Source organism: Sphingomonas brevis (genome assembly GCF_023516505.1).
GTDB classification, from domain to species: Bacteria; Pseudomonadota; Alphaproteobacteria; order Sphingomonadales; family Sphingomonadaceae; genus Sphingomicrobium; species Sphingomicrobium breve.
The window spans coordinates 2,439,561-2,464,122 of sequence record NZ_JAMGBB010000001.1; the positions used below are offsets into that span (position 1 = coordinate 2,439,561).

A 24,562-nucleotide genomic window follows, 5' to 3' on the forward strand; every position below is an offset into this window, starting at 1 on the left:
GCATCCGTGGCGTCATTTGAACTGATCGATTGGGTCGTGGCCCTTACCCCAGTGCTGCTGATGGCGGTGCTGTTCGCCTGGCTCGACGTGTTCAAGCTGATGTCGCCGTGGGAGATGATCGGCTGCCTGCTGCTCGGCTGCGTGGCTGGACTGGTCGCCTGGCCGATCAGCGGCCGCATGCTCGACACGCTGCCCATCGGCTACAGCTTTTACAGCCGGATCGTCGCCCCGTTCATCGAGGAAGCGCTTAAGGGCTGCGCGCTGGCGGTTCTGATCCTCAGCAACCGGATCGGCTACAAGCTGGATGCGGTCATTTCCGGGTTTGCGATCGGCGCCGGCTTCTCGGTCATCGAGAATATTTTCTACCTTGCCCGCTTCCCCGAGCTGACGACCTCGGTTTGGCTGGTTCGGGGACTGGGCACCGCCGTGATGCACGGGACGACCACCGCAGTGCTCGCCGTGGCCGCGCATGGATTGGGCCAGCGATCGCTGCGGCAACAGGGCGGCAGGATGTTCAACCCTGTTTGGCTGCTGCCCGGCTATTTGCTGGCGAGCCTGATCCATTTGGCTTTCAATCAATTCCCCAACCATCCGATGGAAGATATGATTGTCACGCTGATCGCCGCCCCGGTCCTGCTGATCGGCGTGATGAGGTTCGGCGAAAGCGAAACACACAAATGGCTGATCGAGGATCGCGAGACGCATCGCCGCTGGCTGGAGGAATGGCAGTCGGGTGCCTTCCCAAGCGATGACAGCGGGCAAAGGATCGCCGCGCTTTCGGCGCAGCTTAAGCCGGACCAGGCCGCGCTGGTTCGCGACTATTGCATCGTCAAGGCCGAGCTGGTGCTGGCCGCCGAAGAGGAATTGCTCGATCGGGATCGGAAGCTTGAGGAGGACCAGGCCACACGGGTTCGCGCCGCCTTCGCCAGGCTGGAAGAGATCAAGAATCGGATTGGACGCATTGGCTATGCTGCACTCAGCCGCCGGCTGCCGTTCAGCCGCAACGACGAATGGGAATTGAGCGAGCTCAAGGAGCTGCTCGACCGCGACTAAGCCGCCGAGCGTAACGAAAGCGGAGCGAAGCGAGCGTCGTTACGTCAAGAGACGGCGCGGGCCGGCCGACGGGTCGGTGAAACCGAACCCGATCGACGTCACGCGATTCACTCGCGTGACGGCCCTGTTGAAACGGCAGTATTTCGGCGCGGAGTGAATCCGCGCCGTCGGTCCTGTCGGCTTCGCCGCAGGCCGTCCGAACTTCAGCATCTCTTCGACACAAGCTCCCATTTGTCTAAGGCAAATGCTCCCTTGTGCTCGGTGCCTCAGTCGTGCCACCCGCACATCGAGGAGAGGCTATGTCGGCGACCACCATCGAACAGCTTGAGGCCAAGCGCGCCGAGGCGCGGCTGGGCGGCGGCGAAAAGCGCATCGAGGCGCAACATGCCAAGGGGCGGCTGACCGCGCGCGAGCGGCTTACTGTGCTGCTCGACCCAGGCTCGTTCGAAGAAGTCGATACATATGTCGAGCATAATTGCGTCGACTTCGGCATGGAGACGCAGAAGATCCCGGGCGATGGCGTCGTCACCGGATCGGGCACGATCAACGGCCGGCTGGTTTATGTGTTCGCCCAGGACTTCACCGTGTTCGGCGGCTCCCTGTCAGAACGCCACGCGCAAAAAATCTGCAAGGTGATGGACGCGGCAATGAAGGTCGGGGCTCCGGTGATCGGCCTCAACGATTCAGGCGGCGCGCGCATCCAGGAGGGCGTCGCGAGCCTCGGCGGCTATGCCGAGGTGTTCCAGCGTAACGTGCTCGCATCCGGCGTCGTCCCGCAGATCAGCGTGATCATGGGGCCTTGCGCGGGTGGGGCGGTCTATTCGCCGGCGATGACCGACTTCATCTTCATGGTGAAGGATTCGAGCTACATGTTCGTCACCGGCCCGGAGGTGGTGAAGACCGTCACCAATGAGATTGTGACGCAAGAGGAGCTGGGCGGGGCGATCACGCACACCACCAAATCGGGAGTGGCCGACGTCGCGTTCGAAAACGACATCGACGCACTTCTCGCCACCCGTGATTTCTTCGGCTTCCTGCCGCTTTCCAATCGCCACGACATTCCCGAGCGGCCCTGCTTCGACCCCTGGGACCGGATCGAGGACAGCCTCGACAGCCTGATCCCGCCATCGGCCAACCAGCCTTATGACATGCATGAGCTGATCCGGAAGGTCGCCGACGAAGGCGACTTCTTCGAGATCCAGCCGGCCCATGCCGCAAATATCATCGTCGGTTTCTGCCGCATCGAGGGAAAGACGGTCGGCGTGGTCGCCAACCAGCCGATGGTGCTGGCCGGTGTGCTCGACATCAACTCATCGAAAAAGGGCGCGCGGTTCGTTCGTTTCTGCGACGCGTTCGATATTCCGATCGTCACCTTCGTCGACGTGCCGGGTTTCCTGCCAGGGGTGGGCCAGGAACATCACGGCATCATCAAGCATGGCGCCAAGCTGCTGTTCGCCTATGCCGAGGCGACGGTGCCGAAAATCACCGTAATCACGCGCAAGGCTTATGGCGGGGCCTACGACGTCATGGCGTCGAAGCATCTGCGCGGCGACTTGAATTACGCCTGGCCGACCGCCGAGATTGCGGTGATGGGCGCCAAGGGCGCGGTCGAGATCATCTTCCGCGAGGAAAAGGGCGATCCCGCCAAGATCGCGACACGCACCCGCGAATATGAAGAGCGCTTCGCCAACCCGTTCGTCGCGGCGTCGAAGGGCTTCATCGACGAAGTGATCATGCCTCATTCCACGCGGCGGCGGATCGCGCTGGGCTTGCGCAAGCGGCGCGACAAGCAGCTGGAAAATCCGTGGAAGAAGCACGACAATATTCCGCTGTAATGGATAGCGCCTTTATCATTCTGGGAGCCCTGGCATTGGGATCAGGTGTAGCCGGCGGATGGTGCTTTTGGTCGGCTTGGCGGGCGGTTCAACAAGGCGGGGTCACAAGTGATAGCGGCCGAATCGGGCATCATCGGCAACTGGCGCGACGCCGCCTTTTCATTTTCGTTGGCTCTCTTGCCGGACTCGTTGCAGTGCTGTTTTCTGCCTTTTGCTCGCTGATGATCGTCGGCCTCTTGAGAAGCACAGACCTATGAAACTCGGACGATTGAACCATGTCGGCGTGGCCACCCCGTCGATCGAAAAATCTGTTGCCATGTATCGCGACCATATGGGCGCCGAGGTTGTGCGTGATCCGTTCGACCTGCCGGCCCAGGGCGTCCGGGTGTGCTTCGTCGAAACGCCCAACAGCCAGATCGAGCTGATCGAGCCGCTGGGCGCGGACTCGCCGATCCTGAAGTTCCTCGAGCGCAATCCCGAGGGTGGCCAGCATCATCTTTGCTTCGAGGTGCCGGACATTGAAGCAGCGCGGACCTTCTATGACGGCAAGGGCGTGCGGATCCTTGGGCCGACGCGGATCGGGGCGCATGGCACGCCGATCTTCTTCCTCCATCCCAAGGATATGGGCGGAGTGCTGACGGAGATTATGGAAAGCCCGAAGCAGGCGCATTGAAGATGAAGGCCCGCTGGCCGATCGCCTTGCTGGTCCTGGCGGCCTGGCCCGCGGCCGGAACCGCCCGCTCGCCCAAGCTGTCGCTGACCGCGACCGCCGTTGCGCCCGCCGACAAAGCCGGCGTCCAGACGATAGGCGAGGGCGCCTATTTCTATCGCCCTGCGGGCGGCCCAGGCGGGCGCCGGCCCCTTCTCCTGCTGTTGCATGGGGCGGGCATGTCGGCGAGCGGCTTCATCGAAGGCGCCCGTGCCGAGGCCGACCGTTGCGGATGCCTGCTGCTGTCGGTCCAATCGAAAGGGCCGACATGGGATACGGTCAGGATGGTGAGGCGGGCCTCGCTGGATGGCGTAAGCGATGTGTATCGACTGTTCGGAGCCGATACCGACCGGATCGAGGCGGCACTGTCGACAGCGCTAGGGGCAAGTGATGCCGACGCGCGGTCGGTGCTGCTGGTCGGTTTCTCCGACGGCGCCAGCTTTGCGCTAAGCCTTGGCCTCGCCAACCGATCGATATTTCGCGGCATTGTCGCCATTGCCCCCGGCCTCTACGTCGAGCCATCCCCAACCGGATCGAAGCAGCGCCTGTTCATCGCCCATTCGCCGGCCGATCGGGTATTGCCGTTCGAGCGCACCCGGAACGATATTGTGGCGCCGCTCAAACGCGCCGGATTCGACCTTCGCTTCCGGTCGTTCGAGGGAGGGCACGCCGTCGTTCCTTCGGTCCTTGCCGAAGGGGTCGACTATGCGCTTCAGCGCGGCACCGCGGAGGAATAAGGGAGGAACAATGGCCAAGCATTATGCCACGATCCGCTGGTTTTCCTCGCCCGGCGAGGACTTCGCCAAGGGCCAGTACAGCCGCGCGCACAGCTGGAACTTCGACGGGCTGGCCAATGTCGCCGCATCGGCCAGTCCGCACATCGTGCCGATGCCCTGGGCCAATCCCGATGCGGTCGATCCGGAGGAAGGTTTTGTCGCCAGCGTTTCCAGCTGCCACATGCTGTTCTTCCTCGATTTCGCGCGGCGGGCGGGGGTGATCGTCACCAGCTATGACGACGAGGCCGAAGGCGAGATGAGCCAAGGCAGCGACGGCAAGACCCGCATCACCCGCATCACGCTTCGTCCAAGGATCGCTTACGGCGATGTAGCGCCCACCGAAGAGATGCTCGAAGACCTCCACCACAAGGCGCATGAGGCCTGCTTCATCGCCAATTCGATTACATCGGAAGTCGTGATCGAGCCGCGTTGAAGGTTTGGCTTTGCCTCCGCTCGGCGCTAGGGCGAAACCAATGAGCAAGAAGCCGGATATCGACGACTGGAAAGCCTTGGCCGACAAGGAGAGCAAGGGCCGCGATTTGTCGCGCGACACGCCCGAGCACATCCGCCTCAAGAACGTCTACGGACCGGACGACGCGGCGGCGATCGACAGCGGCCTGCCAGGCCTGTCGCCCTATACGCGCGGCCCTTATGCGACCATGTATGCAGGCCGACCCTGGACCATCCGCCAATATGCCGGATTCTCCACCGCCGAGGAATCCAACGCTTTCTATCGACGCAATTTGAAGGCGGGGCAGAAGGGGCTCTCCGTCGCCTTCGATCTGGCTACTCACCGGGGCTATGACAGCGATCATCCGCGCGTCGCCGGCGACGTCGGCAAGGCCGGCGTGGCGATCGACAGCGTCGAGGACATGAAGCTGCTGTTCGACGGCATTCCGCTCGGCGAAATGTCGGTCAGCATGACGATGAACGGCGCCGTGCTTCCGGTGATGGCCTTCTACATCGTCGCGGGCGAGGAGCAGGGCGTCGCAAGGGCGGCGCTGACCGGGACCATCCAGAACGACATTTTGAAAGAGTTCGCGGTCCGCAACACCTATATCTACCCGCCCGAGCCTTCGATGCGGATCGTCAGCGACATCATCGCTTACTGCGCGGAGGAGATGCCCAAGTTCAACAGCATCTCGATCAGCGGCTATCATATGCACGAGGCCGGGGCGACCGCCGTGCAGGAGCTGGCCTACACGCTCGCCGACGGCATGGAATATGTGCGGGTCGCGAAGGCTGACGGGCTGGACGTCGACGATTTCGCGCCGCGCCTGAGCTTCTTCTTCGGCATCGGCATGAACCTGTTCATGGAGGTCGCCAAGCTGCGTGCGGCGCGGACGCTGTGGGCACGGATCATGACCGACCTTGGCGCCAAAACGGAGAAGTCGAAACTGCTCCGCACCCACTGCCAGACCAGCGGCGTATCGCTGACCGAGCAAGACCCCTACAATAATGTCATACGCACCACGATCGAAGCGCTGGCGGCGGTTCTGGGCGGTACCCAGTCGCTGCACACCAACAGCTTCGACGAGGCGATCGCGCTGCCGACCGATTTCTCGGCCCGGATCGCGCGCAACACCCAGCTGATCCTGGCCGAGGAGAGCGGCGTGACCGCGGTCGCCGATCCGCTCGGCGGCTCCTATTATGTCGAGGCGCTGACCCGCGAGCTGGAAGAACGCGCCTGGGCGCTGATCGAGGAGGTCGAGCAGCACGGCGGCATGACCAAGGCGGTCGCCGAGGGGCTGCCCAAGATGCGGATCGAGGAAGCCGCCGCCGAACGCGCGGCCAAGGTCGACACCGGCGAGACGGTGATCGTCGGCGTCAACCGCTACCGGCTGGAGAGCGAGCCGGAAATCGACATTCTCGAGGTCGACAATGCCAAGGTCCGCGCTGGGCAAATCGCGCGGCTGGAGAAGATGCGCAAGGGCCGCGACGAGGCCAAGGCGCGAGCGGCACTGGATATGCTGGAGACGGGCGCACGGGGCGACGGAAACCTCCTCGCTCTCGCTGTCGATTGCGCGCGGGTGCGTTGCTCGCTGGGCGAGATTTCGGACGCGCTGGAGCGGGCGTTCGGGCGCTACCATACCAAGCCTGAGCCGGTGAGTGGCATCTATGGGAAGCGCAACGACGGCCGCTGGCGCGAGGCAGTCGCGGGCACGAAATCGGTCGCCGAGCGAATGGGCCGCAAGCCCCGCATCCTGGTCGCCAAAATGGGCCAGGACGGCCATGACCGGGGCGCCAATCTGGTCAGCTCGGCATTCGGCGATTTGGGCTTCGAGGTGATCGCCGGGCCCTTGTTCCAGACCCCGCGCGAAGCCGCCGAGCTTGCGGTCGAGAGCGACGTCGATGTGGTCGGCGCTTCGTCCCTGGCGGCGGGCCACAAGACGTTGATTCCGGAGTTGATCGCGGCACTGAAGGAAGCAGGCCGGGCGGACATCAAGGTGGTCGCGGGCGGCGTCATCCCGCCGCAGGATTATGCCATGCTGCGCGAGGCGGGCGTGCAGGCGATCTTCGGGCCGGGCACCAACCTGGCCGATGCGGCGGACGAGGTGCTGCGCCTGCTCGGCCACAACAAACCGCCGGTCGAGGAAGCGGCGGAGTGAGTCGCGCTTTCGTCATGCCGGACTTGATCCGGCATCTGCCTTGTTCTTAAGCCTTCAAAGACAAAACAGGCGGACCCCGGATCAAGTCCGGGGTGACGGCTTGTGGGAGCCGACATGTTCAAGAAAATCCTGATCGCCAATCGCGGCGAAATTGCCTGCCGCGTGATCCGCACCGCGAAGCGGATGGGGATCAAGACGGTCGCGGTCTATTCCGACGCCGACGCCCGCGCGCCCCATGTCCGGATGGCCGACGAGAGTGTACGGCTCGGCCCGGCGCCTGCCGCGGAATCCTACCTTAAGGCCGAGCTGATCATCGATGCCTGCAAAGCGACCAAGGCCGAAGCGGTTCATCCGGGCTATGGTTTCCTCTCGGAGCGGACAAGTTTCGCCAAGGCGCTCGACAAGGCCGGCATCGCCTTCATCGGCCCGCCGGAAAAAGCCATCGCCGCGATGGGCGACAAGATCGAATCCAAGAAGCTGGCGTCCAAGGCTGGGGTCAATGTCGTCCCCGGTTATCTCGGCGACATCGCCACGACCGAGGAGGCCGTGAAGATCGCCAAGGACATCGGCTTCCCGGTGATGATGAAGGCTTCGGCCGGGGGCGGCGGCAAGGGTATGCGGCTCGCCTACAATGAGAAGGACGTCCGCGAAGGGTTTGAGGCGACCAAGCGCGAGGGCCTAAACTCGTTCGGCGACGACCGGGTGTTCATCGAGAAATTCATCGAGGATCCGCGCCACATCGAGATCCAGGTGCTCGGCGACAAGCATGGCAACATCCTCTACCTGAACGAGCGCGAATGCTCGATCCAGCGGCGCAACCAGAAGGTCATCGAGGAGGCGCCGTCGCCGTTCGTGACGCCCGAGATGCGCAAGGCGATGGGCGAGCAGTGCGTCGCGCTGGCCCGGGCGGTTGGATATCATAGCGCCGGCACGGTCGAACTGATCGTCAACGGCGCCGACCCGAGCGGAAAGAGCTTCTACTTCCTTGAAATGAACACCCGGCTGCAGGTCGAGCATCCGGTGACCGAGGAAACCACCGGCATCGACCTGGTCGAACAGATGATCCGCGTCGCCGCGGGCGAGAAGCTCAAGCTTGCCCAGGAAGATGTGCCCCTCAACGGCTGGTCGATCGAGGCGCGCGTCTATGCCGAGGACCCCTATCGCGGGTTCTTGCCGAGCACGGGGCGGCTAACGACGTACAGGCCACCAGCTCAGTCACCATCGGTCATTGCGAGGAGCGAAGCGACGAAGCAATCCAGTAGCGGCAAGTCTGGATTGCTTCGCTCCGCTCGCAATGACGAGCCACGCATAAGGGTCGACGACGGCGTCTATGAGGGCGGCGAAGTCAGCATGTTCTACGACCCGATGATCGCCAAGCTGATCAGCTGGGCGCCGACCCGCGAAGCGGCGATCGACGAGGCGGTGGCGGCATTGGACGCCTTCCAACTCGACGGGATTTCAGACAATGTCGATTTCCTCTCGGCGCTGCTCCAGCATCCCCGGTTCCGGGCAGGGAATCTGACGACCGGCTTCATCGCCGAGGAATATCCGGAAGGATTCCACGGCGCGCCGGCGGACGAGCAGCTCTTGGGCGATTTGGCTGCCCTGGCCGCGATCGTCGAGCTGACCTACGAAACTCGCGCCGCGCTGATCGACGGGCAGCTCGGCCAACCGGTGTTCCCCGAGGCGGTTCAGGTCGTCCGCATCGGCAAACAGGATTTCACCGTCGCCATCGCTCCCTATGACGGGGGCAACCTCGCCATCGTCGACGGCGGCGAAGCGATCGACGTGGTCGGCGACTGGCAGCCCGGCGACAAATTGCTGGTGGCGGACCTGGACGGGCGCAGCCGCATCGTCCAGGTGGCGAAGCGGGGCCGTGGCTGGACCCTGACAACGCGCGGCGCGGCGCATCGCGTGGTGGTCGTCCCGAGGCATATCGCCGCGCTGGCCGGGCACATGATCGAGAAGGTGCCGCCCGACATGTCGCGCTTCCTGCTGGCGCCGATGCCGGGGCTGCTGACCCGGCTGGAGGTCCAGGCCGGCGACAAGGTCGAGGCGGGCCAGCCGGTCGCGGTGGTCGAGGCGATGAAGATGGAGAATATCCTCCGTGCCGAGAAAAGCGCGACGGTAAAGGCGACTGCCGCCAAGGCGGGCGACAGTCTCGCGGTCGATCAGGTCATTGTGGAGTTTGAGTGAGCTGTTCCCCGGCGAAGGCCGGGGAACTATCTGCTCCGCAACTCCATCCGCCGCAATTTGCCCGTCGCGGTCTTGGGCAGCGCGTCCACGAACTCGATTTCGCGCGGATATTTGTATGGCGCAATCGTTGCTTTGACGAAATTCTTGAGTTCTGAAATTAAGGCCTCGTTCGGCGTCACATTGGCCGCCGCGACGATGAAGGCCTTCACCTTCTGCCCGCGCTCGGGGCAGGGCACGCCGATCACCGCGCATTCGGCGACGGCGGGATGGCCGATCAGCGCATTCTCCACTTCCGGCGCGCCGATATTGTAGCCGCTCGAGACGATCATGTCGTCGCTGCGCGCGACATACCAGAAATAGCCCTCGGCATCCTTGCGGTAGGTGTCGCCGGTGAGGTTCCAGCCATGTTCGACATAGCGGAGCTGGCGTCGGTCATCGAGATAGCGGCACCCGGTCGGCCCTTTGACCGCCAGCCGGCCCTCGCCCTCGGCCAGCGGCTTGCCATCGTCGTCCAGAACCGTCGCCTCATATCCGGGAACGGCCCGGCCGGTTGAGCCGGGGCGGATCGCGTCGCCGCTTTCGGAAATGAAGATATGCATCATCTCGGTCGAGCCGATGCCGTCAACAATGCTTAAACCGGTGTGCTCCTTCCATGCTTCCCACGTCGCCTTGGGCAAATGCTCGCCGGCCGAAAGGCAGGACTTCAGCGACTTCAGCACCTCCCCGAGGCCGGGTTGCGAAAGCATCGCCTTATATGCCGTCGGTGCGGTGGCGAGATGGGTCACGCCGAATGTCACCATCGCCTCCATCATGGCCGGCGCCGAAGGCTGTTCGATGGTTGCGGCGGCCGCGCCGAAACGCAGCGGGAACAGCAGCGTCACGCCCAGGCCGAAGGTGAAGGCGATCGGCGCGCTGGTCATGACGATGTCGCCCGCGCCCATTCGGAAATAGGTCGCGGCGAAGCAGTCGCACGGCGCGAGAATGTCGCGGTGGAACTGGATGCAGCCCTTGGGAATACCGGTGGTGCCGCTGGTGAAGGCGACCATCGCCGGATCGTCGCGGCCGGTATCGACCGGCGCAAGCGGGGCGAGGGTCGCACAGCGCGTCTCCAGCTCGCCTTTGCCATAGTCGCCATCATATTTGACGAGATGCTTGATGTAGCGCGTCTGGTCGGCGCCTGCGCGGAAATCGCCGATGAAGCGGCTGTCGACGATCGCATGGGCAATCTCGGCCGTGTCGATCACCGTGGCGATCTCGCCGGGGCGGAGCAACGGCATGGTCGTCACGCAAATGCCGCCGGCCTTGAGCACGCCCAGCCAGGCGGCGAACAAAGTGTAGCCGTTGGGCCCGCGCAGCAGCACGCGGTTGCCCGGTATCAGTCCCTGCTGCTCGACCAGCAGCCGGGCAATGCGGCCCGAGAAATCGTCAAGCTCGCCATAAGTCCAGCGGCCATGGGCATTGACGACGGCGAGGTCGCCGGGCTTGCCGCCCCCAAGCAATTCGGCCGCCGCGTTGAGGCGCTCAGGATAGTCGAGAGGCAAGAATTCCGGCAGCTCGCCGGGCGGCGGCAGCCGGTCGCGGACGAAAGAGTCGTAAGCGGCCATTCCTTAGCTCGTCATTGCGAGCGAAGCGAAGCAATCCAGACTGGATCGCCGCGTCGCTGCGCCCCTCGCGATGACGATAATGTTCACTCCGGCACCACCGCCGTCGCCTCAATCTCGACCTTGGCGGCGGGTTCGACCAGCCGTTTAACTTCGACAAGTGCCATCGCCGGATAGTTGGTGCCCATGATCGATTTCCAGATCGGTGCCAGTTCGTCACGCTGGCCAAGATATTCCTGGATCTCGGTGACGTAGATGGTCAGACGGACGATATGTTCCGGGCCGGCGCCGTCCTCCTTGAGGATAGCGAGAATGTTCCGCAACGCCTGCGCAAACTGGCCATCGAGACGGTAGGACGTAATATGTTCCCGCTCGTCCCAGCCGACGATTCCGGCGGTAAAAATCATCCTTCCGCGCGCGCTAATGGCGTTCGAATAACCTTTCGGCCGAGGCCAGCCGGGGGGAAGAAGAGACTTCATCGGCCATGCTCCTTGAGAAGATCCTTGGCGATCACCATCCGCTGCACTTCGCTCGCGCCTTCGTAGATGCGCAGGGCGCGAATTTCGCGGTACAGTTCCTCGACCTTGGCGCCCCTGGTGACGCCGAGCCCGCCATGCATCTGCACCGCCATGTCGATCACCTTCTGCGCCTCATCGGTGGCGTGGAGCTTGGCCATGGCCGCGGCGCGGCGGTTGTCGGCCTTGCCCATGTCCTGTTGCCAGGCGGCGCGGGCGACCAGCAGCGCCGAAGCGTCGATCGCCAGCGCCATTTCGGCGAGCTTCTCCTGGGTTACCGCATTGTCGGCCAGCGTACCGGCGCCAAGCTTGCGGGTGGTCGCGAAGCCAACCGCTTCCCGCAGCGCCCTGCTGGCGAAGCCGACCGCGGCGGCACCGACCGTCACCCGGAACAGGTTCAGCGTCTGCATGGCGATCTTGAAGCCCTCGCCCTCCGTGCCGAGCAGCTCGGCGCTTACGCCGTCGAAACTGAGGCGCGCCAGCGGGTGGGGGGCGATCACCTCGATCCGTTCGGCGACGGACAGGCCGCTATCGTCGCCGCGCACGATGAAGGCGGAAATGCCGCGCGCTCCCTCTTCGACGGAGCCGGTGCGGGCGAACACTGTCAGCACGTCGGCAATGGTGCCGTTGCTGATGTAGCTTTTCTCGCCGGTCAGGCGCCATTCGCCGCCGATTTGTTCGGCGCGCATGGCGATATTGGCGGCATCGCTGCCGGTTTCCGGTTCGGTCAGCGCATAGGCGGCGATGGCTTCGCCCGATGCGACCTTGGGCAGCCAATCGGCCTTTTGCGCCTCGCTCCCCGACAGCGAGATCGCGCCCGACCCAAGACCCTGCATGGCGAAGGCGAAGTCGGCTAGGCCGGAGCAGCTGGCGAGCAGGGCTCGGGTCAGCGCCAGGCTGCGGACATCGGGCAACCGATCGCCATCGGCAACGCACAGCTTCAATATTCCCGCCGAACCCAGCGAAGCGACCAGATTGCGGCACTCGGTGTCGACATCGTCGTCATGATGTTCGCCGATATTCTCGGCGCACCAGTCGCTGACGCGGGCATGAAGCTGGCGATGGCGCTCCTCGAGGAAGGGCCAGTCGAGCCAGTCGAGGCCTGTCCTAGTCACCCTTGAACTCCGGCTTCCGCTTGTCGGCGAATGCTTCAAAGGCACGGCGGAAATCATTGGTCTGCATGCAAAGCGCCTGCGCCTGGGCCTCCTGCTCGATCGCTTCGTCGATCGGCACATGCCATTCGGCGTCGAGCTGCTTCTTGGTCACCGCATGGGCGACGTTGGGACCCCCGGCCAACTCAAGTGCCAGGTCCTGGGCATCGCCGAGCACATTGGCGGTAATCCGGTTCCAGAAGCCCCAGCCATGGCCTTCCTCGGCGGAAAAGCTTCGTCCCGTGAACAGCAGCTCCGCCGCCCGGCCATGGCCGATGATCCGCGGCAGGATCGCGCAGGCGCCCATGTCCGCTCCGCTAAGGCCAACACGGGTGAACAGGAAGGCCGTCTTGGCATCGGGCGCCGCCAGTCGCAGGTCGCTGGCCATCGCCATGATCGCGCCGGCGCCGGCGCATACCCCTTCGACGGCGGCGATGATCGGCTGCGGGCAGGCGCGCATCGCCTTGACCAGGTCGCCGGTCATTCGCGTGAACTTGAGCAACCCGCGCTCATCCATCCTGGTCAACGGGCCGATTATCTCATGGACATCGCCGCCCGAGCAGAAATTGCCGCCCGCGCCGGTGATCACCACTGCCTTGACGTCCCAGCTTTGGTCGAGGCACCAGAAGGTGCTTCGAAGCTCATCGTAGGATTCGAAAGTCAGCGGATTCTTCTTGTCCGGCCGGTTGAGGGTGATGGTCGCGACGCCGTCGGCGAAGTCCCACAGGAAATGGCTTGGGCTGAAGCTGTTGGGGTTGAACTTCACGCGGTGGTGCCCCCGTCAATGGTTAGCGCGGCGCCGTTCACGTCGCGGCTTTGCGGCAGGCATAGTGTCAGGATCATCGTCGCGACGCCGTCGGGATGGATCAACTTGCCATGCCGGTTCATCGCGGCGAGCGATTGGCGTGCCTCGTCCTGGCTGCGCCTGGATACAGACGCGATTCGCTCGGCCGATTCGTCGACCATTGGCGTGTCGACGAAGGCCGGACAGATGGCGTTGACGGTCATGTTCGACTGCGCGAATTCGACCGCCATGCTGCGCATCAGCCCGATCAGGCCATGCTTGGAAGCGGCATAGGGCGCGGCGTAGGCGGCGCCCCTGAGACCGGCAACGGAGGCGATGAACACCAGGCGGCTATCTTCCCCGGCCAATAGGTCCGGAAGGCCGAGCTGGGCACAATCGAACGCGGCGCTGAGGTTGGTGGCGATGATCCGGTCCCATGCTTCGCGCGTGGTCCGCCCGAACGGTGCGCTGTCGCCGATTCCGGCATTGACGATCAGGAAGCTGATCGGGCCGTTCGCCTCCCGAGCCTCGTCGAAAGAGCGGGCGATGGCGTCGCGGTCGGTCACGTCACAGGAAATCGCCTTTCCGCCGACGATCGACGCAGTCCGCTGAAGCGGTTCCATCCTCCGGCCGAGCAGCGAGATTTTGGCGCCCGCCGCGTGGAGATGCGTCGCGGCCGAAGCGCCGATGCCGGTGCCGCCGCCGGTGATCAGGGCATGGCGCCCCAGGAGCCAGTCGTTCGCCATAATTTCCCTTTTGCAGTGGAGCATTGGCCGAAGCGCTTCGGCGTGGCAAGGCGGCGAAAACCACCAGGGGATACCGACTCATGAAGACCCGCGCCGCCGTCGCCTTCGAAGCCAAGCAGCCGCTCGAGATTGTCGAGCTCGACCTGGAGGGCCCCAGGGCAGGTGAAGTGCTGGTCGAGATTATGGCGACCGGCATCTGCCATACCGATGCCTATACGCTCGACGGGTTCGACAGCGAGGGCATTTTCCCCTCGATCCTTGGCCATGAGGGCGCAGGCGTGGTCCGTGAGGTCGGACCGGGCGTCGCCAGCGTGAAGCCCGGCGACCATGTCATCCCGCTTTACACGCCGGAATGCGGCAAGTGTAAAACCTGCCTCAGCGGCAAGTCCAACCTTTGCACCGCGATCCGGGCAACCCAGGGCAAAGGGCTGATGCCGGACGGCACCAGCCGGTTCAGCCATAAGGGGCAGACCATCTACCATTATATGGGCTGCTCGACCTTTTCGAACTTCACCGTGCTGCCCGAGATCGCGGTCGCCAAGATCCGCGAGGACGCGCCCTTCAAGACGAGCTGCTACATCGGCTGCGGCGTCACCACGGGCGTCGGCGCGGTGACCAATACGGCAAAGGTCCAGCCGGGCGACAATGTCGTCGTGTTCGGGCTCGGCGGCATCGGCCTCAATGTCATCCAGGGCGCCAGGCTGGTCGGGGCGAACAAGATTGTCGGAATCGACATCAATCCCGACCGTGAGGAATGGGGCCGCAAGTTCGGCATGACCGATTTTCTCAACACCAAGGGCATGAGCCGCGAGGAAATCGTCGCCAAGATCGTCGAGATCACGGACGGGGGCGCCGACTATTCGTTCGACGCGACCGGCAACACCGAAGTGATGCGCACGGCGCTGGAGTGCTGCCACCGCGGCTGGGGCACAAGCGTCATCATCGGTGTCGCTGAAGCCGGCAAGGAAATCGCCACAAGGCCGTTCCAGCTGGTCACCGGGCGCAATTGGCGCGGCACTGCTTTCGGCGGTGCGAAGGGTCGTACCGACGTCCCCAAGATCGTCGACATGTATATGGACGGGAAGATCGCCATCGACCCGATGATCACGCACGTCTTGACGCTGGAGGAGATCAACAAGGGCTTTGACCTGATGCATGCGGGGACAAGCATTCGCAGCGTGGTGGTCTATTGATGGCTGACAAGATCAATCTCGCCGAAAAGCTGGACGGCTTTGCCGATCATTGGGCGCCGCGGATCGTCGCTCGCTACAATGATCATGAAGTGCGGCTGGTGAAGGTCGAAGGCGAATTCATTTGGCACCACCATGACGACACCGACGAGTTGTTCCTGATCCTCGAAGGCGAGCTCGACATGGAATTCCGCGATCGGACGGTGACACTCTCGCCGGGCGAACTGATTGTCGTGCCCAAGGGGACAGAGCACCGCCCCTGCGCGCGAAATGGGGAAGTCCAGCTGCTGCTGATCGACCCGAAGGACATGCCAAATACCGGCGATCCGGCGACAGCGACAGTCGCGGTTGAGATCTAGAGGAGGATGAAATGTTCAGCCATGTGATGGTCGGTTCGAACGATCTTCCGCGTTCGAAAAAATTCTACGACGCGCTGTTCGGCAAGGAAGGCCGGACCGACGACAAGGGACGGCTGAGCTATGGCCGGCGCGGCGCGGTGTTCATGGTTTCCAACCCGATCGACGGACAGGCGGCGTGCCACGCCAATGGCGGAACGATCGGCTTTGGCTTTGACACAACCGAGGAAGTCGATGCCTGGCATGCGGCCGGTTGCGCCAATGGGGGCACATCCTGCGAAGATCCGCCTGGCTATCGTGAGAATGCGCTCGGTAAGCTGTACCTTGCTTATTTGCGCGACCCCGACGGCAATAAGCTGTGCGGCCTGTACCGCCCGCAGCAATGACGATCGAAACCGTCAGCGAGGTGAACAGCCATGGTGGGGTGCAGGGCGTCTATCGCCATGCATCGTCCTCCACCGGCACGGACATGGCGTTCAGCCTGTTCGTGCCCGAACATGAGCCGGGCGCGAGGCTACCGGTACTTTGGTATCTTAGCGGCCTCACCTGCACCCACGCTAACGTCACCGAGAAGGGCGAGTATCGCGCCGCCTGTGCCGAACATGGCATCATCTTCATTGCGCCGGACACTTCGCCAAGGGGCGAGGGCGTGCCGGACGATGCTGACGGAGCATGGGATTTCGGGCTCGGGGCCGGCTTTTACGTCGATGCGACCGAGGAGCCGTGGGCGGCCAATTACCGGATGTGGAGCTATGTCACGTCAGAGCTTCCTGGCCTGGTCGCCGAGCATTTTCCGGTCGACCTGGAACGGCAGGCTATTACCGGTCATTCGATGGGCGGGCATGGCGCGCTGACCGTGGCTCTGCGGCATCCCGGCTGGTTTCGTTCGGTTTCGGCGTTCGCGCCGATCGTCGCTCCAGGCCAGGTGCCGTGGGGCGAGAAGGCGCTTGGAAATTATCTGGGTCCGGATCGCCTGCCGTGGCGCGCTCATGATGCCGTTGCCCTGATCGAGGATGGGGCGCGGCTGGACGAGCTGCTCGTCGATGTCGGCGATGCCGATCCATTCTTCGAGCGCGAATTGAAGCCCGAGCTGCTTGAGCGCGCTTGCGCCGGAGCCGGCATGGCGCTGACGCTGCGTCGCCAACCGGGTTACGACCATAGCTATTATTTCATCTCGACCTTCATGGCCGACCATATCCGTTGGCACGCGGAGCACCTGAACCGGTGACGTCCGGCTTCGAACCGTGGGTTCAGCAGGCGCTGTGCGTCGGGTCGGGATTGCTGGTCGGCATGCTGGTCGGCCTGGAACGCGGCTTCAAGCTGCGCGACCAGCCGGAGGGCCAACGGGTTGCCGGGGTCCGTACCTTCAGCCTTTTGGGCCTGGGCTCGGGCGCGGCCGGGCTGATCGGTCCCGCCCAGCCGATGGTGGCGGGGGCACTTGTCCTCGGCATGCTGGGTTTCCTCGGGCTCGCCTATGCCCCCAAGCTGAAAGCCAGGGGCGATGCCACCAGCCCTATCGCCGCCGCCGCGACGATCGCGGTGGCGTTCCTCGCCGGGATGGGCAGCATCGGCCTGGCTCTCGCCAGCACGGCCGTCATCGTCCTGATCCTTGCAATGCGCGAGGAATTGCATGGCTTCGTCGGCAAGTTCGACGAACGCGATGTCAAGGCGCTCGCCCGGTTCACGGTGATCGCGCTCGGTGTGCTGCCATTCCTGCCCAACGAGTCCATGGGGCCTTATGGCGCGTGGAATCCGTGGAAGCTGTGGTGGGTGGTCGTGCTGGTCACCGGATTTTCCTTCGCGGCCTATGTCGCCAACCGCATCTTTGGGGCGCGTCGGGGCACGATCGCGACCGCGCTCATCGGCGGCGCCTATAGCTCCACGGCCGTTACCCAATCGCTTGCGCAGCGCCTTGGCTCGAAAGAGGCGGGCGGCGCGGAGGCAGCCGGGATCGCCCTCGCCAGCGCGGTTATGTACCTGCGTGTCATTGTGCTGGTTGCGTTGCTCGCGCCGCGCATACTGCCGGCGTTCGTGCTGGTCGTGGCGCCTGCATTGGCGGTCGCCTGGATCGCCGGCTGGTGGCTCTATCGCAGGGCGTCGCAGTGCGAAGGTCCCAGCCCGCCAGGGAACCCGATCGCGTTGGGTCCCGCGCTTGGGTTCCTGCTGTTTATCGCCGTCGCGGCAGTCATCGCGCGCTGGGCCGAAGGCCAGTTTGGCGCGGAGGGGATCGCCGTCCTTTTGCTGATCATGGGGTCGATGGATGTCGATGCGGCGATCGTCACCGCTGGCGGGCTGCCTGCCGAAGCCATCGCCGCGGCCCTGGCCGCGCTGGCACTTGGCGGAACAATCCTTGCCAACATGTCGGTCAAGCTCGGAATCACACTCGTCTATGCGCGGGGAAAGGGCGTGAGCGCGGCGCTTGCGCTCGGCGCGAGTATGGCCGCACTGACGGCTAGCCTGATCGCGGGATGGCTAAGACTTTGAGGCAGCAGCCACTGCAGAATTGGGCAGGCTTCACACCGGATCAGTCGACGATCAGCGAATAGCCGACTCCTCTGACGGTCGCGATCGACCTCGGCGGCGAATGTAAATGGAGCTTTTGGCGCAGCCCGGCAATCAGCAGGCGCAGGTGGGCAACACTATGAATGCCGCCCAAATGACCGATCAGCTCATCGTTGGCGACAGGCTTGCCGCGCCGTGCATCGAGATGGGCGAGGATCTTGTTTTCCACGAGTGTCAGCTTGCCATCAATCAAGGGGGCGGGCGTCATGGCGACATGCCAGCGCTTGAGGACCGACCGCAGCCGGATCAACAATTCGCGCTCCACCAGCGGTCTAAACAAGACGTCAATTGCTCCAGCCGCCAGGGCGGCCGTCCCCAACTCGGCACATCGTTTCGGGACGATGGCAATGACAGGCACTTCGATCGGAGTTTCGAAATAGACGGCGATCGAGTTGCGAACCGCGCCGGGCTCGATCCCCGGCTCGCGCCCAAGATCAGCGATCATGACTGACGGCGTCCGGTCGATCGTCGCTGCCTCGGCATCTTCCAGCGACGCAACGGCAATCGCCGCAAAGCCGGCGCCGGCCAGAATGCGCGACAGATAGCGTCGTTCTGATTCTCGGTGGCTGACGACCAGAATCATGGGACGGGGCTCACTCGAGGAATTTGTCATGACTTCACCGGGGGTGTTTTCCCTTGCCTAATCCCGAGCCCTTTGGAGTGTTTTCAAGCGGGTCCTTAAGTGCTCGCGCATCGCGACAATTGGCGCCAAGGACGAGCGGGATGCTCATGGACCGGACGGTCTTCCTGGAACGAACAGCCGAATTCCCCGACGATTGCCGGCGCCTTCAAACTGCTCCGATATCGCTCATCGATATGGAGGCATTATGCAGCACGCGAGTTGCGGTCAGATTCTGTTTGGCCGGAAGCCAGCCGCTCTCCAGCCGAGAGTGAAGCTGAAAGCGGTGAGCATGATGAGGATGGCCGCGAGCATCACTGAATCCACGGCATCAGCAATTGGTCGGCGGTGGTGTAGACGACGTAGGCGCCGCGAATTTCATTCAGGATAAGCAGCGCCATGACGTAACGAGCGTAGCGGCTGGTGCGCACCCGAGTGATCGCCAGGTTAAGCCCTAGGCAAAATATCGTGTGCACGATCCGCAGCGCCGCGCGCTGGCCGCCATATGGAACCGTGCCGGCGATTGCAGTCACGGCCGAAGCGCCTGGGTTGCACGGACGATCGCCGCGCATTCCATCGCCATGTCTTGAACACCAAAGTAGGCGAATTGTTCGGCATGGCGGAGTTGAATTTCGATGTGACGCGCAGCCTCAAAGGCCGGCGTGGCGGACGGTTGCTCGCTGTGGCGAATGGTCTTCAGGCTGCACATTTCGTTGCTCCCTGGTCGAGAGCAGGGCGCGCGACCCATTCAAGCCGGAATTCGCCCTCACTGTGTGGGACCATTGTAAGCTGGCTGAGGCATTGGCAGCACCGGATCGCGTCGCCGTCCGTGCTTAGCCGGCCACCATGATTGCAGACGGCAACATCCAGCCAAGGCTGTTTGGCCTGCTCGTTGGAAATTTTGATGTGAGTAAGAAACATCATCGACAGCGTCTCGATCATGGGCACCAAGGTCCGGTTCGAAGACGACAAGAGCCTGCGCGGCAAGATCGGCGGGCGGGTCGGTTTCCCGTTCGCGGCCGGCGGCGGCAATGGGGGCCTGTTCTACGCCGGCGGCGCCTGGGTCCATGAGTTCGAAGGCGACGGCCATATCGAACTCGGGGACGACGGAGCGATCGAACTCCGGGTCCATCAACCGCGCGACTATGCCGATTTCAACGCCGGCATTTCGATCGAAGGGAAGGGCACCATGTCCGGCTTCCTCGAAGGAACCGCCAAGGTCGGCAAGGACGACTATGGCAGCATTGGTATCCGCGGCGGACTGCGGCTCAACTTCTAGACCAACTAACCGCTCCCCCGTCGACCCTCTCACCCCCAAACGGGTGAGGGGGTCGTTCGTTTCGACGCGACATTTTTCGATGTCGGGCTCAGTTCAATTACTGATGGTGGAACCCCGCATCCGCCGCCCAAAATGATCGCGCATCATAATGGGGAGGTTGGCAAGTGAACGGCATTCGACATTGGCTTGTGGCGGCAAGCCTCATTCTGGCCAGCGTGGCCAATCCATTCGTGGAGCAGGCCCGCGCGGCGACAGCCGCCGAACTCAACGCCGACGGCAAGGCGGCGCTCAATAACCTTTACGCCAAATCGGACCGGGCCAAGCGCTATGCCCGGGATGCCCACGCGATCCTGGTGTTTCCCAAGATCGTCAAGGCCGGCCTGATGATCGGCGGCATGGGCGGAGAGGGCGTGTTATTCGTCAAAGGAAAGGCCGTCGGCTATTACAAAATCGGAGCCGCTTCCTTCGGCCTGCAGGCCGGCGGACAATCGTTCAGCTACGCGCTCTTCCTGATGAACGACAAGGCGCTCACCTACCTGAAAAAGAGCGACGGATGGGCGATCGGATCCGGTCCGAGCGTGGTGGTGGTGGACAAGGGTGCGGCAATGAGCACCACGTCCACGACGATCGCGAAGGACGTTTACGCCATGCCGTTCGGACAGAAGGGCCTGATGGCAGGCCTCGGGCTCGAAGGGTCAAAGATCACGCGGATCGAGCGATGAGCGCGGCGCGGATACTCCTTGCCCGGGGACTGTGCGCGCTTGCGCTCGCCGGCTCGGCCAGTGTCGCCCGCGCTGCCGACATTGAGGCATCGACGGTCGATGCGACGGAAAACAGCCAGGCCCAGGAGGCACAGCCTCCGGCGGAGGCCGGCGATAGCCAGGCCCAGTCGCAGTCCGGGAAGTGGCAGTTCGCGACGATCGGCTATGTCTGGTTCGCCGGCGCGGAGGGCTCGACCGACGTCATCGGGCCGGTCGAACCGGTCGGTCTCGACCTGTCGTTTGGCGATGTGCTGAAGGCATTCAAATTTGCCTTCATGGGCGCTGCGGAGGCGCAGCGCGACCGCTTCGTGGTCCTTGGCGACCTGACCTTCATCCACCTTGAAGCCAAGCATGGCATCGATATCCGCAACCAGGACTTCCTCGACGCCGAACTGGATTCCCGAACGGCCGAGGTGACGCTGCTCGGCGGCTACCGAGTGGCCAACAAGGGGCCGGTAACCGTCGACCTGCTGGCCGGCGGCAGGATGAATTTCCTGAAGATCAGCCTGCAGCTCGACGGACCGAACCGCAGCGCGGACGGAGCGGTCACGGAGAATTGGTTCGATCCGCTGGTCGCCGCGCGCATCAACGCCCCGTTAGGCGGCAAATGGAGCCTGGCCTTGTATGGCGACATCGGCGGCCTCGGGATGGGGTCCGATCTCACTTGGCAAGGCAATGCGACGGTCAATTACCAGCTCAACCACAAGATGACGCTGGGGGCCGGCTGGCGCCACTTCAAGGTCAATTACGACCATGGGGACTTCCTCTACAATGTGGCGCAAAGCGGTCCGATCGTAACCTTCCGGACGGCATTTTAGGCCGGGAGGATTACAGCTTCAGCTTATCCCGGGTTGTGACGTGGCCAGGGCCGGCGATGTGCCAGATGTCGCTGAAATCCTCGTGAACGAGCGGTGGGGGGCGGGTCCCGCCTAGCTGCTCGACGATGTCGGGGACGGTGTTGCTGTGGCCGACGATCAAAATTGTGCCGTGCTCCGCCTTAACCGCGGCAACCAGTGCGGCGGTGTCTTTCGGGTCGTAAACCTTGGGCGTGAGCTTGAGCCGCGCGGCGAGCGGTGCGGCGGTCTGCTGGGCGCGCTTCGGGCTGCTCACATAGATGACGTCGGGCGGATCGCGTCGAAACCAGTCGGCCACGGCAATGGCATAGCGCTGGCCTTCGGCGGTGAGGTCGGGGTCGTTGACGCCCGCCGGCGTGTGCAGATGGCGCATCACATAATAGTTGGGCTGGGGCGGGGTCGAGCGCGGCGTGACGCAAGCCGCCAGGATTAAGAGCAAACCGGCAACGATCGTCCGAAGCATCAACCCGCCCTCCGCCTGTTTCATGGTCCGATACTACATTGCGGGTGCGCTACGGCGATGTAAATTGCGGGGTATGGACATCCCTGACGACATTTTCACCGAGCCCGACAAAGCGGTCGACACGCTTGCCAACCTAGGGCCGCTGCGCCGGCTTGCCGGCATCTGGGAAGGAAACCGCGGGCACGACATCAATCCCAAGGGCGACGGGCCCGAGCACCGCGACTATTCCGAGCGGATCGTGATGCAGCCGATCGACGCGCAGCCCAACGGCCCGCAGCTGTTCTACGGCCTGCGCTATCATGTCCACATCAACTCGCCCGAGGAAGCAATCACCTTTCACGACCAGGTCGGCTACTGGCTGTGGGAGCCCGCGACCGGACTGGTCCTGCAAACCGTGGCGATCCCGCGCGGCCAGGTGGCGATCGCCGCGGGCCATGCTGCCCCGGACGCCAGGAAGCTGGTGCTGAAGGCGGAGCGGGGCACGAGCGAATATGGCATCTGCTCGACCACCTTTCTCGAGCTGGCGTTCCGCACCGACAGCTACACGATCGAGGTCGATTTCCACGACGACGGGTCATGGAGCTACGTCCTCGACACGATCCTGCAGGTCCATGGGCAGGCCGAGCCATTCCTGCATCGCGACCGCAACCGCCTGTTCAAGGTCGGAGAGCCCGACCTGAATCCATGGGCGAAGTTGGATAGCGAATAACGCCAATTGCCAATTTCCGCTGTGGACCGATCGCGGTCACTTGTTCTACCCGCTTGGGGCTCGCACCGATTACCCGCGCCACTTAGTGGCGCGAAATGTACCATGACTGTCGCCTTTTATTACAAGCGCAGTCTGGTATGTCTGTAGAGGCTTCAATTCATATGGATGTGCTGGCCCTTGGGGGGAAAAGTGGCGCAGGACCAATTGGGGCTCTTCGATAAGTCACCGGACCAGCGGGAAACGCGGTTCAGTCTCGCGGTCGTCGCCCTGCTGATCGTCGCACTGCTGGTCATCTTGCCGGTGCGCGGCATCAGGCTGCACGAGGTCCAGGCGTTCATCCCGATGATCGACGGCATCATGTTCGTCGGCGAGTTGATCACGGCCACCCTGCTCTATGCCCAGGCGATCGTCTTCAGGTCGCGGGCCTTGATCGTCCTGGCTACCGGATTTGTCTTTGCGGCACTGCTTCTTATCCCGCACATGCTCACTTTCCCGGGAGCCTTCGCACCGGATGGCCTGCTTGGCGCGGGGGTCAACACGACTGCCTGGATCTATACGATCCGGCGCGCCGCACTGCCGATCGCGATCCTTGCCTATGTTCACTTCAAGCAGGCCGACGCATCTTCTCATCCCGGCGTGGAAAGACCGTCGGTGAGGATCATGGTGTGGGTCTGGGCCGCAATCGCCGTTGCGGCAGCGGTCACGCTCATTGCCACCAGATGGCACGACCTGCTTCCGCCGTTCTTCGTCAATCATGCCGAGCGGAACCAAAACTACGCGGCCGCCTATCATTTTATCGTTTTCGCAATCTATGCCGCCGCGGCGGTTGCGCTTCTCCGAAAGCGCAGCTCGGTGCTTGATCTGTGGCTGCTTGTCGCCCTGGCCGGCTGGCTGGTCCAGGCATTGCTCAACGTAGTGATCGACGCCCGATTCACCGTAGGCTGGTATGGCCTGTTCGCCCTGATGCTCTTCTCGAACCTTATTGTGATGCTGGCATTGATCGCTGAAACCAGCTGGCTCTATTCGCGCCTGGCCCTGTCGACTGCCGCCCAAAGGCGAGAGCGCGAAGCCCGGCTGGTGTCGATGGACACCGTCACCGCCGCCATCTCTCATGAAGTCGGCCAGCCGCTTACTGCAGTCGCCCTACATGCCTCCGCAGGCCTCAATTCCCTGAACAAGCCGCGACCGGACGTTGAAATGGCCATTCGGTCTTTTCGGGCCATCAGCGAATCCGGGCAGCGGACCTTCGACGTGATCAAGAGCATCCGCGCGATGTTCGCCAAGGGACCCAATTTGCAAACCGAGTTCGACCTGAACCAGCTGGTGCGCGAAACGGCTTCATTGATGGACAGGGAACTGGCGGCCAAGAAAATTACGCTGGAGCTCTCGCTCGATGAGGCGTTGGCGCCAATCAACGCCGATCGAGTCCAGATCCAGCGGGTACTCGTCAACCTGTTCGCCAATGCAATCGAGGCGCTCGAACCAAAGCGCGGGCGGAACCGCCGTATTGCCATTCGTTCCGCGCAACTGAATGGGCACGATCTGCTGTTGGAAGTCAGCGATAGCGGTGTCGGCATTGCCGCCGAGAGCAGCGAGCGGATCTTCGACCCATTTTTCACCACGAAGGCGACCGGCACCGGCCTGGGCCTGCCGCTTTGCCGCACCATTGCTGAAGAGCATGGCGGGCGCCTCTGGGCTTCGCCTAGCCCGGACCAGGGGGCGACGTTTCACCTGCAACTTCCAATCAGGCGCCGCCACCCGCATGGCCCAGGTACCAACGTCAGTTAGTGCTGA

General features: G+C 63.4%; 26 protein-coding genes. 17 read left to right on the forward strand and 9 right to left on the reverse strand.

Annotated features, from left to right (window positions below; all coding sequences use genetic code 11):
* Nucleotides 1-6: 6 nt before the first annotated feature.
* From LZ518_RS12545 to LZ518_RS12575, 7 genes are all read left to right on the forward strand, one after another.
* Complete coding sequence (locus LZ518_RS12545; protein WP_249916314.1) at nt 7-1,053, forward strand: PrsW family intramembrane metalloprotease; 1,047 nt, start codon at nt 7-9, stop codon at nt 1,051-1,053.
* Nucleotides 1,054-1,352: 299 nt separating this feature from the next.
* The gene (locus LZ518_RS12550) at nt 1,353-2,888 is read left to right on the forward strand and encodes an acyl-CoA carboxylase subunit beta (RefSeq protein WP_249916315.1); all 1,536 of its coding nucleotides are present in this window, start codon (nt 1,353-1,355) and stop codon (nt 2,886-2,888) included.
* A 253-nt stretch (nt 2,889-3,141) separates the two neighbouring features.
* Entirely contained in the window at nt 3,142-3,561 is a 420-nt protein-coding gene (gene mce, locus LZ518_RS12555; RefSeq protein ID WP_249916316.1) for a methylmalonyl-CoA epimerase, read from the forward strand.
* Nucleotides 3,562-3,563: 2 nt separating this feature from the next.
* Nucleotides 3,564-4,334 carry an alpha/beta hydrolase gene (locus LZ518_RS12560; protein WP_249916317.1) on the forward strand — a complete coding sequence of 257 codons (771 nt, stop codon included), beginning with the start codon at nt 3,564-3,566 and terminating at the stop codon, nt 4,332-4,334.
* 10 nt (nt 4,335-4,344) lie between these two features.
* Nucleotides 4,345-4,806 carry an OsmC family protein gene (locus LZ518_RS12565; protein ID WP_249916318.1) on the forward strand — a complete coding sequence of 154 codons (462 nt, stop codon included), beginning with the start codon at nt 4,345-4,347 and terminating at the stop codon, nt 4,804-4,806.
* Nucleotides 4,807-4,846: 40 nt separating this feature from the next.
* Nucleotides 4,847-6,982 carry a methylmalonyl-CoA mutase gene (gene scpA / locus LZ518_RS12570; protein WP_249916319.1) on the forward strand — a complete coding sequence of 712 codons (2,136 nt, stop codon included), beginning with the start codon at nt 4,847-4,849 and terminating at the stop codon, nt 6,980-6,982.
* 114 nt (nt 6,983-7,096) lie between these two features.
* Complete coding sequence (locus tag LZ518_RS12575; protein ID WP_249916320.1) at nt 7,097-9,178, forward strand: acetyl-CoA carboxylase biotin carboxylase subunit; 2,082 nt, start codon at nt 7,097-7,099, stop codon at nt 9,176-9,178.
* 26 nt (nt 9,179-9,204) lie between these two features.
* Here the strand turns inward: LZ518_RS12575 and LZ518_RS12580 are convergent, their stop codons facing one another.
* The 5 genes from LZ518_RS12580 to LZ518_RS12600 all read right to left on the reverse strand — a co-directional run bounded on the left by LZ518_RS12580 (nt 9,205) and on the right by LZ518_RS12600 (nt 13,975).
* Nucleotides 9,205-10,782 (reverse strand): AMP-binding protein, encoded by a 1,578-nt coding sequence (locus LZ518_RS12580; protein ID WP_249916321.1) that lies wholly within the window; start codon nt 10,780-10,782, stop codon nt 9,205-9,207.
* 83 nt (nt 10,783-10,865) lie between these two features.
* Entirely contained in the window at nt 10,866-11,258 is a 393-nt protein-coding gene (locus LZ518_RS12585) for a RidA family protein (RefSeq protein WP_249916322.1), read from the reverse strand.
* Complete coding sequence (locus LZ518_RS12590) at nt 11,255-12,409, reverse strand: acyl-CoA dehydrogenase family protein (protein WP_249916323.1); 1,155 nt, start codon at nt 12,407-12,409, stop codon at nt 11,255-11,257. The genes LZ518_RS12585 and LZ518_RS12590 overlap by 4 nt, the downstream gene beginning before the upstream one ends.
* Nucleotides 12,402-13,211 (reverse strand): enoyl-CoA hydratase family protein, encoded by an 810-nt coding sequence (locus LZ518_RS12595; RefSeq protein WP_249916324.1) that lies wholly within the window; start codon nt 13,209-13,211, stop codon nt 12,402-12,404. The genes LZ518_RS12590 and LZ518_RS12595 overlap by 8 nt, the downstream gene beginning before the upstream one ends.
* On the reverse strand, nt 13,208-13,975 hold the full coding sequence (locus tag LZ518_RS12600) for an SDR family NAD(P)-dependent oxidoreductase (protein ID WP_249916325.1): 768 nt from the start codon (nt 13,973-13,975) through the stop codon (nt 13,208-13,210). The genes LZ518_RS12595 and LZ518_RS12600 overlap by 4 nt, the downstream gene beginning before the upstream one ends.
* A gap of 80 nt (nt 13,976-14,055) precedes the next feature.
* Between LZ518_RS12600 and LZ518_RS12605 the strand changes: the two genes are divergently transcribed.
* Genes LZ518_RS12605 through LZ518_RS12625 form a run of 5 tightly spaced genes read left to right on the forward strand, consistent with a single transcriptional unit; the run spans nt 14,056 to nt 18,005 of the window.
* Nucleotides 14,056-15,168: an S-(hydroxymethyl)glutathione dehydrogenase/class III alcohol dehydrogenase gene (locus LZ518_RS12605; RefSeq protein WP_249916326.1), complete on the forward strand. Its 1,113-nt coding sequence runs from the start codon at nt 14,056-14,058 to the stop codon at nt 15,166-15,168.
* Nucleotides 15,168-15,524, forward strand: coding sequence for a cupin domain-containing protein (locus LZ518_RS12610; protein WP_249916327.1), 357 nt, complete (start codon nt 15,168-15,170; stop codon nt 15,522-15,524). The genes LZ518_RS12605 and LZ518_RS12610 overlap by 1 nt, the downstream gene beginning before the upstream one ends.
* Nucleotides 15,525-15,535: 11 nt before the next feature.
* Nucleotides 15,536-15,907, forward strand: coding sequence for a VOC family protein (locus tag LZ518_RS12615; RefSeq protein ID WP_249916328.1), 372 nt, complete (start codon nt 15,536-15,538; stop codon nt 15,905-15,907).
* Nucleotides 15,904-16,749, forward strand: coding sequence for an S-formylglutathione hydrolase (gene fghA / locus LZ518_RS12620; protein WP_249916329.1), 846 nt, complete (start codon nt 15,904-15,906; stop codon nt 16,747-16,749). Before LZ518_RS12615 ends, fghA begins: the two co-directional genes overlap by 4 nt.
* Nucleotides 16,722-18,005, forward strand: coding sequence for an MgtC/SapB family protein (locus LZ518_RS12625; protein WP_249916330.1), 1,284 nt, complete (start codon nt 16,722-16,724; stop codon nt 18,003-18,005). Before fghA ends, LZ518_RS12625 begins: the two co-directional genes overlap by 28 nt.
* 40 nt (nt 18,006-18,045) lie before the next feature.
* Here LZ518_RS12625 and LZ518_RS12630 read toward each other — a convergent pair whose 3' ends face one another.
* The 3 genes from LZ518_RS12630 to LZ518_RS12640 all read right to left on the reverse strand — a co-directional run bounded on the left by LZ518_RS12630 (nt 18,046) and on the right by LZ518_RS12640 (nt 19,411).
* Nucleotides 18,046-18,666 (reverse strand): winged helix-turn-helix domain-containing protein, encoded by a 621-nt coding sequence (locus LZ518_RS12630; protein WP_249916331.1) that lies wholly within the window; start codon nt 18,664-18,666, stop codon nt 18,046-18,048.
* A gap of 350 nt (nt 18,667-19,016) precedes the next feature.
* Nucleotides 19,017-19,235 carry a hypothetical protein gene (locus LZ518_RS12635; RefSeq protein ID WP_249916332.1) on the reverse strand — a complete coding sequence of 73 codons (219 nt, stop codon included), beginning with the start codon at nt 19,233-19,235 and terminating at the stop codon, nt 19,017-19,019.
* Nucleotides 19,232-19,411 carry a hypothetical protein gene (locus tag LZ518_RS12640; RefSeq protein WP_249916333.1) on the reverse strand — a complete coding sequence of 60 codons (180 nt, stop codon included), beginning with the start codon at nt 19,409-19,411 and terminating at the stop codon, nt 19,232-19,234. The genes LZ518_RS12635 and LZ518_RS12640 overlap by 4 nt, the downstream gene beginning before the upstream one ends.
* Nucleotides 19,412-19,642: 231 nt before the next feature.
* Between LZ518_RS12640 and LZ518_RS12645 the strand changes: the two genes are divergently transcribed.
* From LZ518_RS12645 to LZ518_RS12655, 3 genes are all read left to right on the forward strand, one after another.
* Entirely contained in the window at nt 19,643-19,981 is a 339-nt protein-coding gene (locus LZ518_RS12645) for an autotransporter domain-containing protein (protein ID WP_249916334.1), read from the forward strand.
* Between the two features lie 164 nt (nt 19,982-20,145).
* The gene (locus LZ518_RS13580; protein WP_249916335.1) at nt 20,146-20,703 is read left to right on the forward strand and encodes a lipid-binding SYLF domain-containing protein; all 558 of its coding nucleotides are present in this window, start codon (nt 20,146-20,148) and stop codon (nt 20,701-20,703) included.
* The gene (locus LZ518_RS12655) at nt 20,700-21,560 is read left to right on the forward strand and encodes a hypothetical protein (protein ID WP_249916336.1); all 861 of its coding nucleotides are present in this window, start codon (nt 20,700-20,702) and stop codon (nt 21,558-21,560) included. Before LZ518_RS13580 ends, LZ518_RS12655 begins: the two co-directional genes overlap by 4 nt.
* A gap of 10 nt (nt 21,561-21,570) precedes the next feature.
* Here the strand turns inward: LZ518_RS12655 and LZ518_RS12660 are convergent, their stop codons facing one another.
* Entirely contained in the window at nt 21,571-22,083 is a 513-nt protein-coding gene (locus LZ518_RS12660) for a SixA phosphatase family protein (RefSeq protein ID WP_249916337.1), read from the reverse strand.
* 49 nt (nt 22,084-22,132) lie between these two features.
* Between LZ518_RS12660 and LZ518_RS12665 the strand changes: the two genes are divergently transcribed.
* Both LZ518_RS12665 and LZ518_RS12670 read left to right on the forward strand, forming a co-directional pair.
* Nucleotides 22,133-22,768 (forward strand): FABP family protein, encoded by a 636-nt coding sequence (locus tag LZ518_RS12665; protein ID WP_249916338.1) that lies wholly within the window; start codon nt 22,133-22,135, stop codon nt 22,766-22,768.
* 189 nt (nt 22,769-22,957) lie between these two features.
* Nucleotides 22,958-24,556 carry an MASE4 domain-containing protein gene (locus tag LZ518_RS12670; protein WP_249916339.1) on the forward strand — a complete coding sequence of 533 codons (1,599 nt, stop codon included), beginning with the start codon at nt 22,958-22,960 and terminating at the stop codon, nt 24,554-24,556.
* Nucleotides 24,557-24,562: the final 6 nt, after the last annotated feature.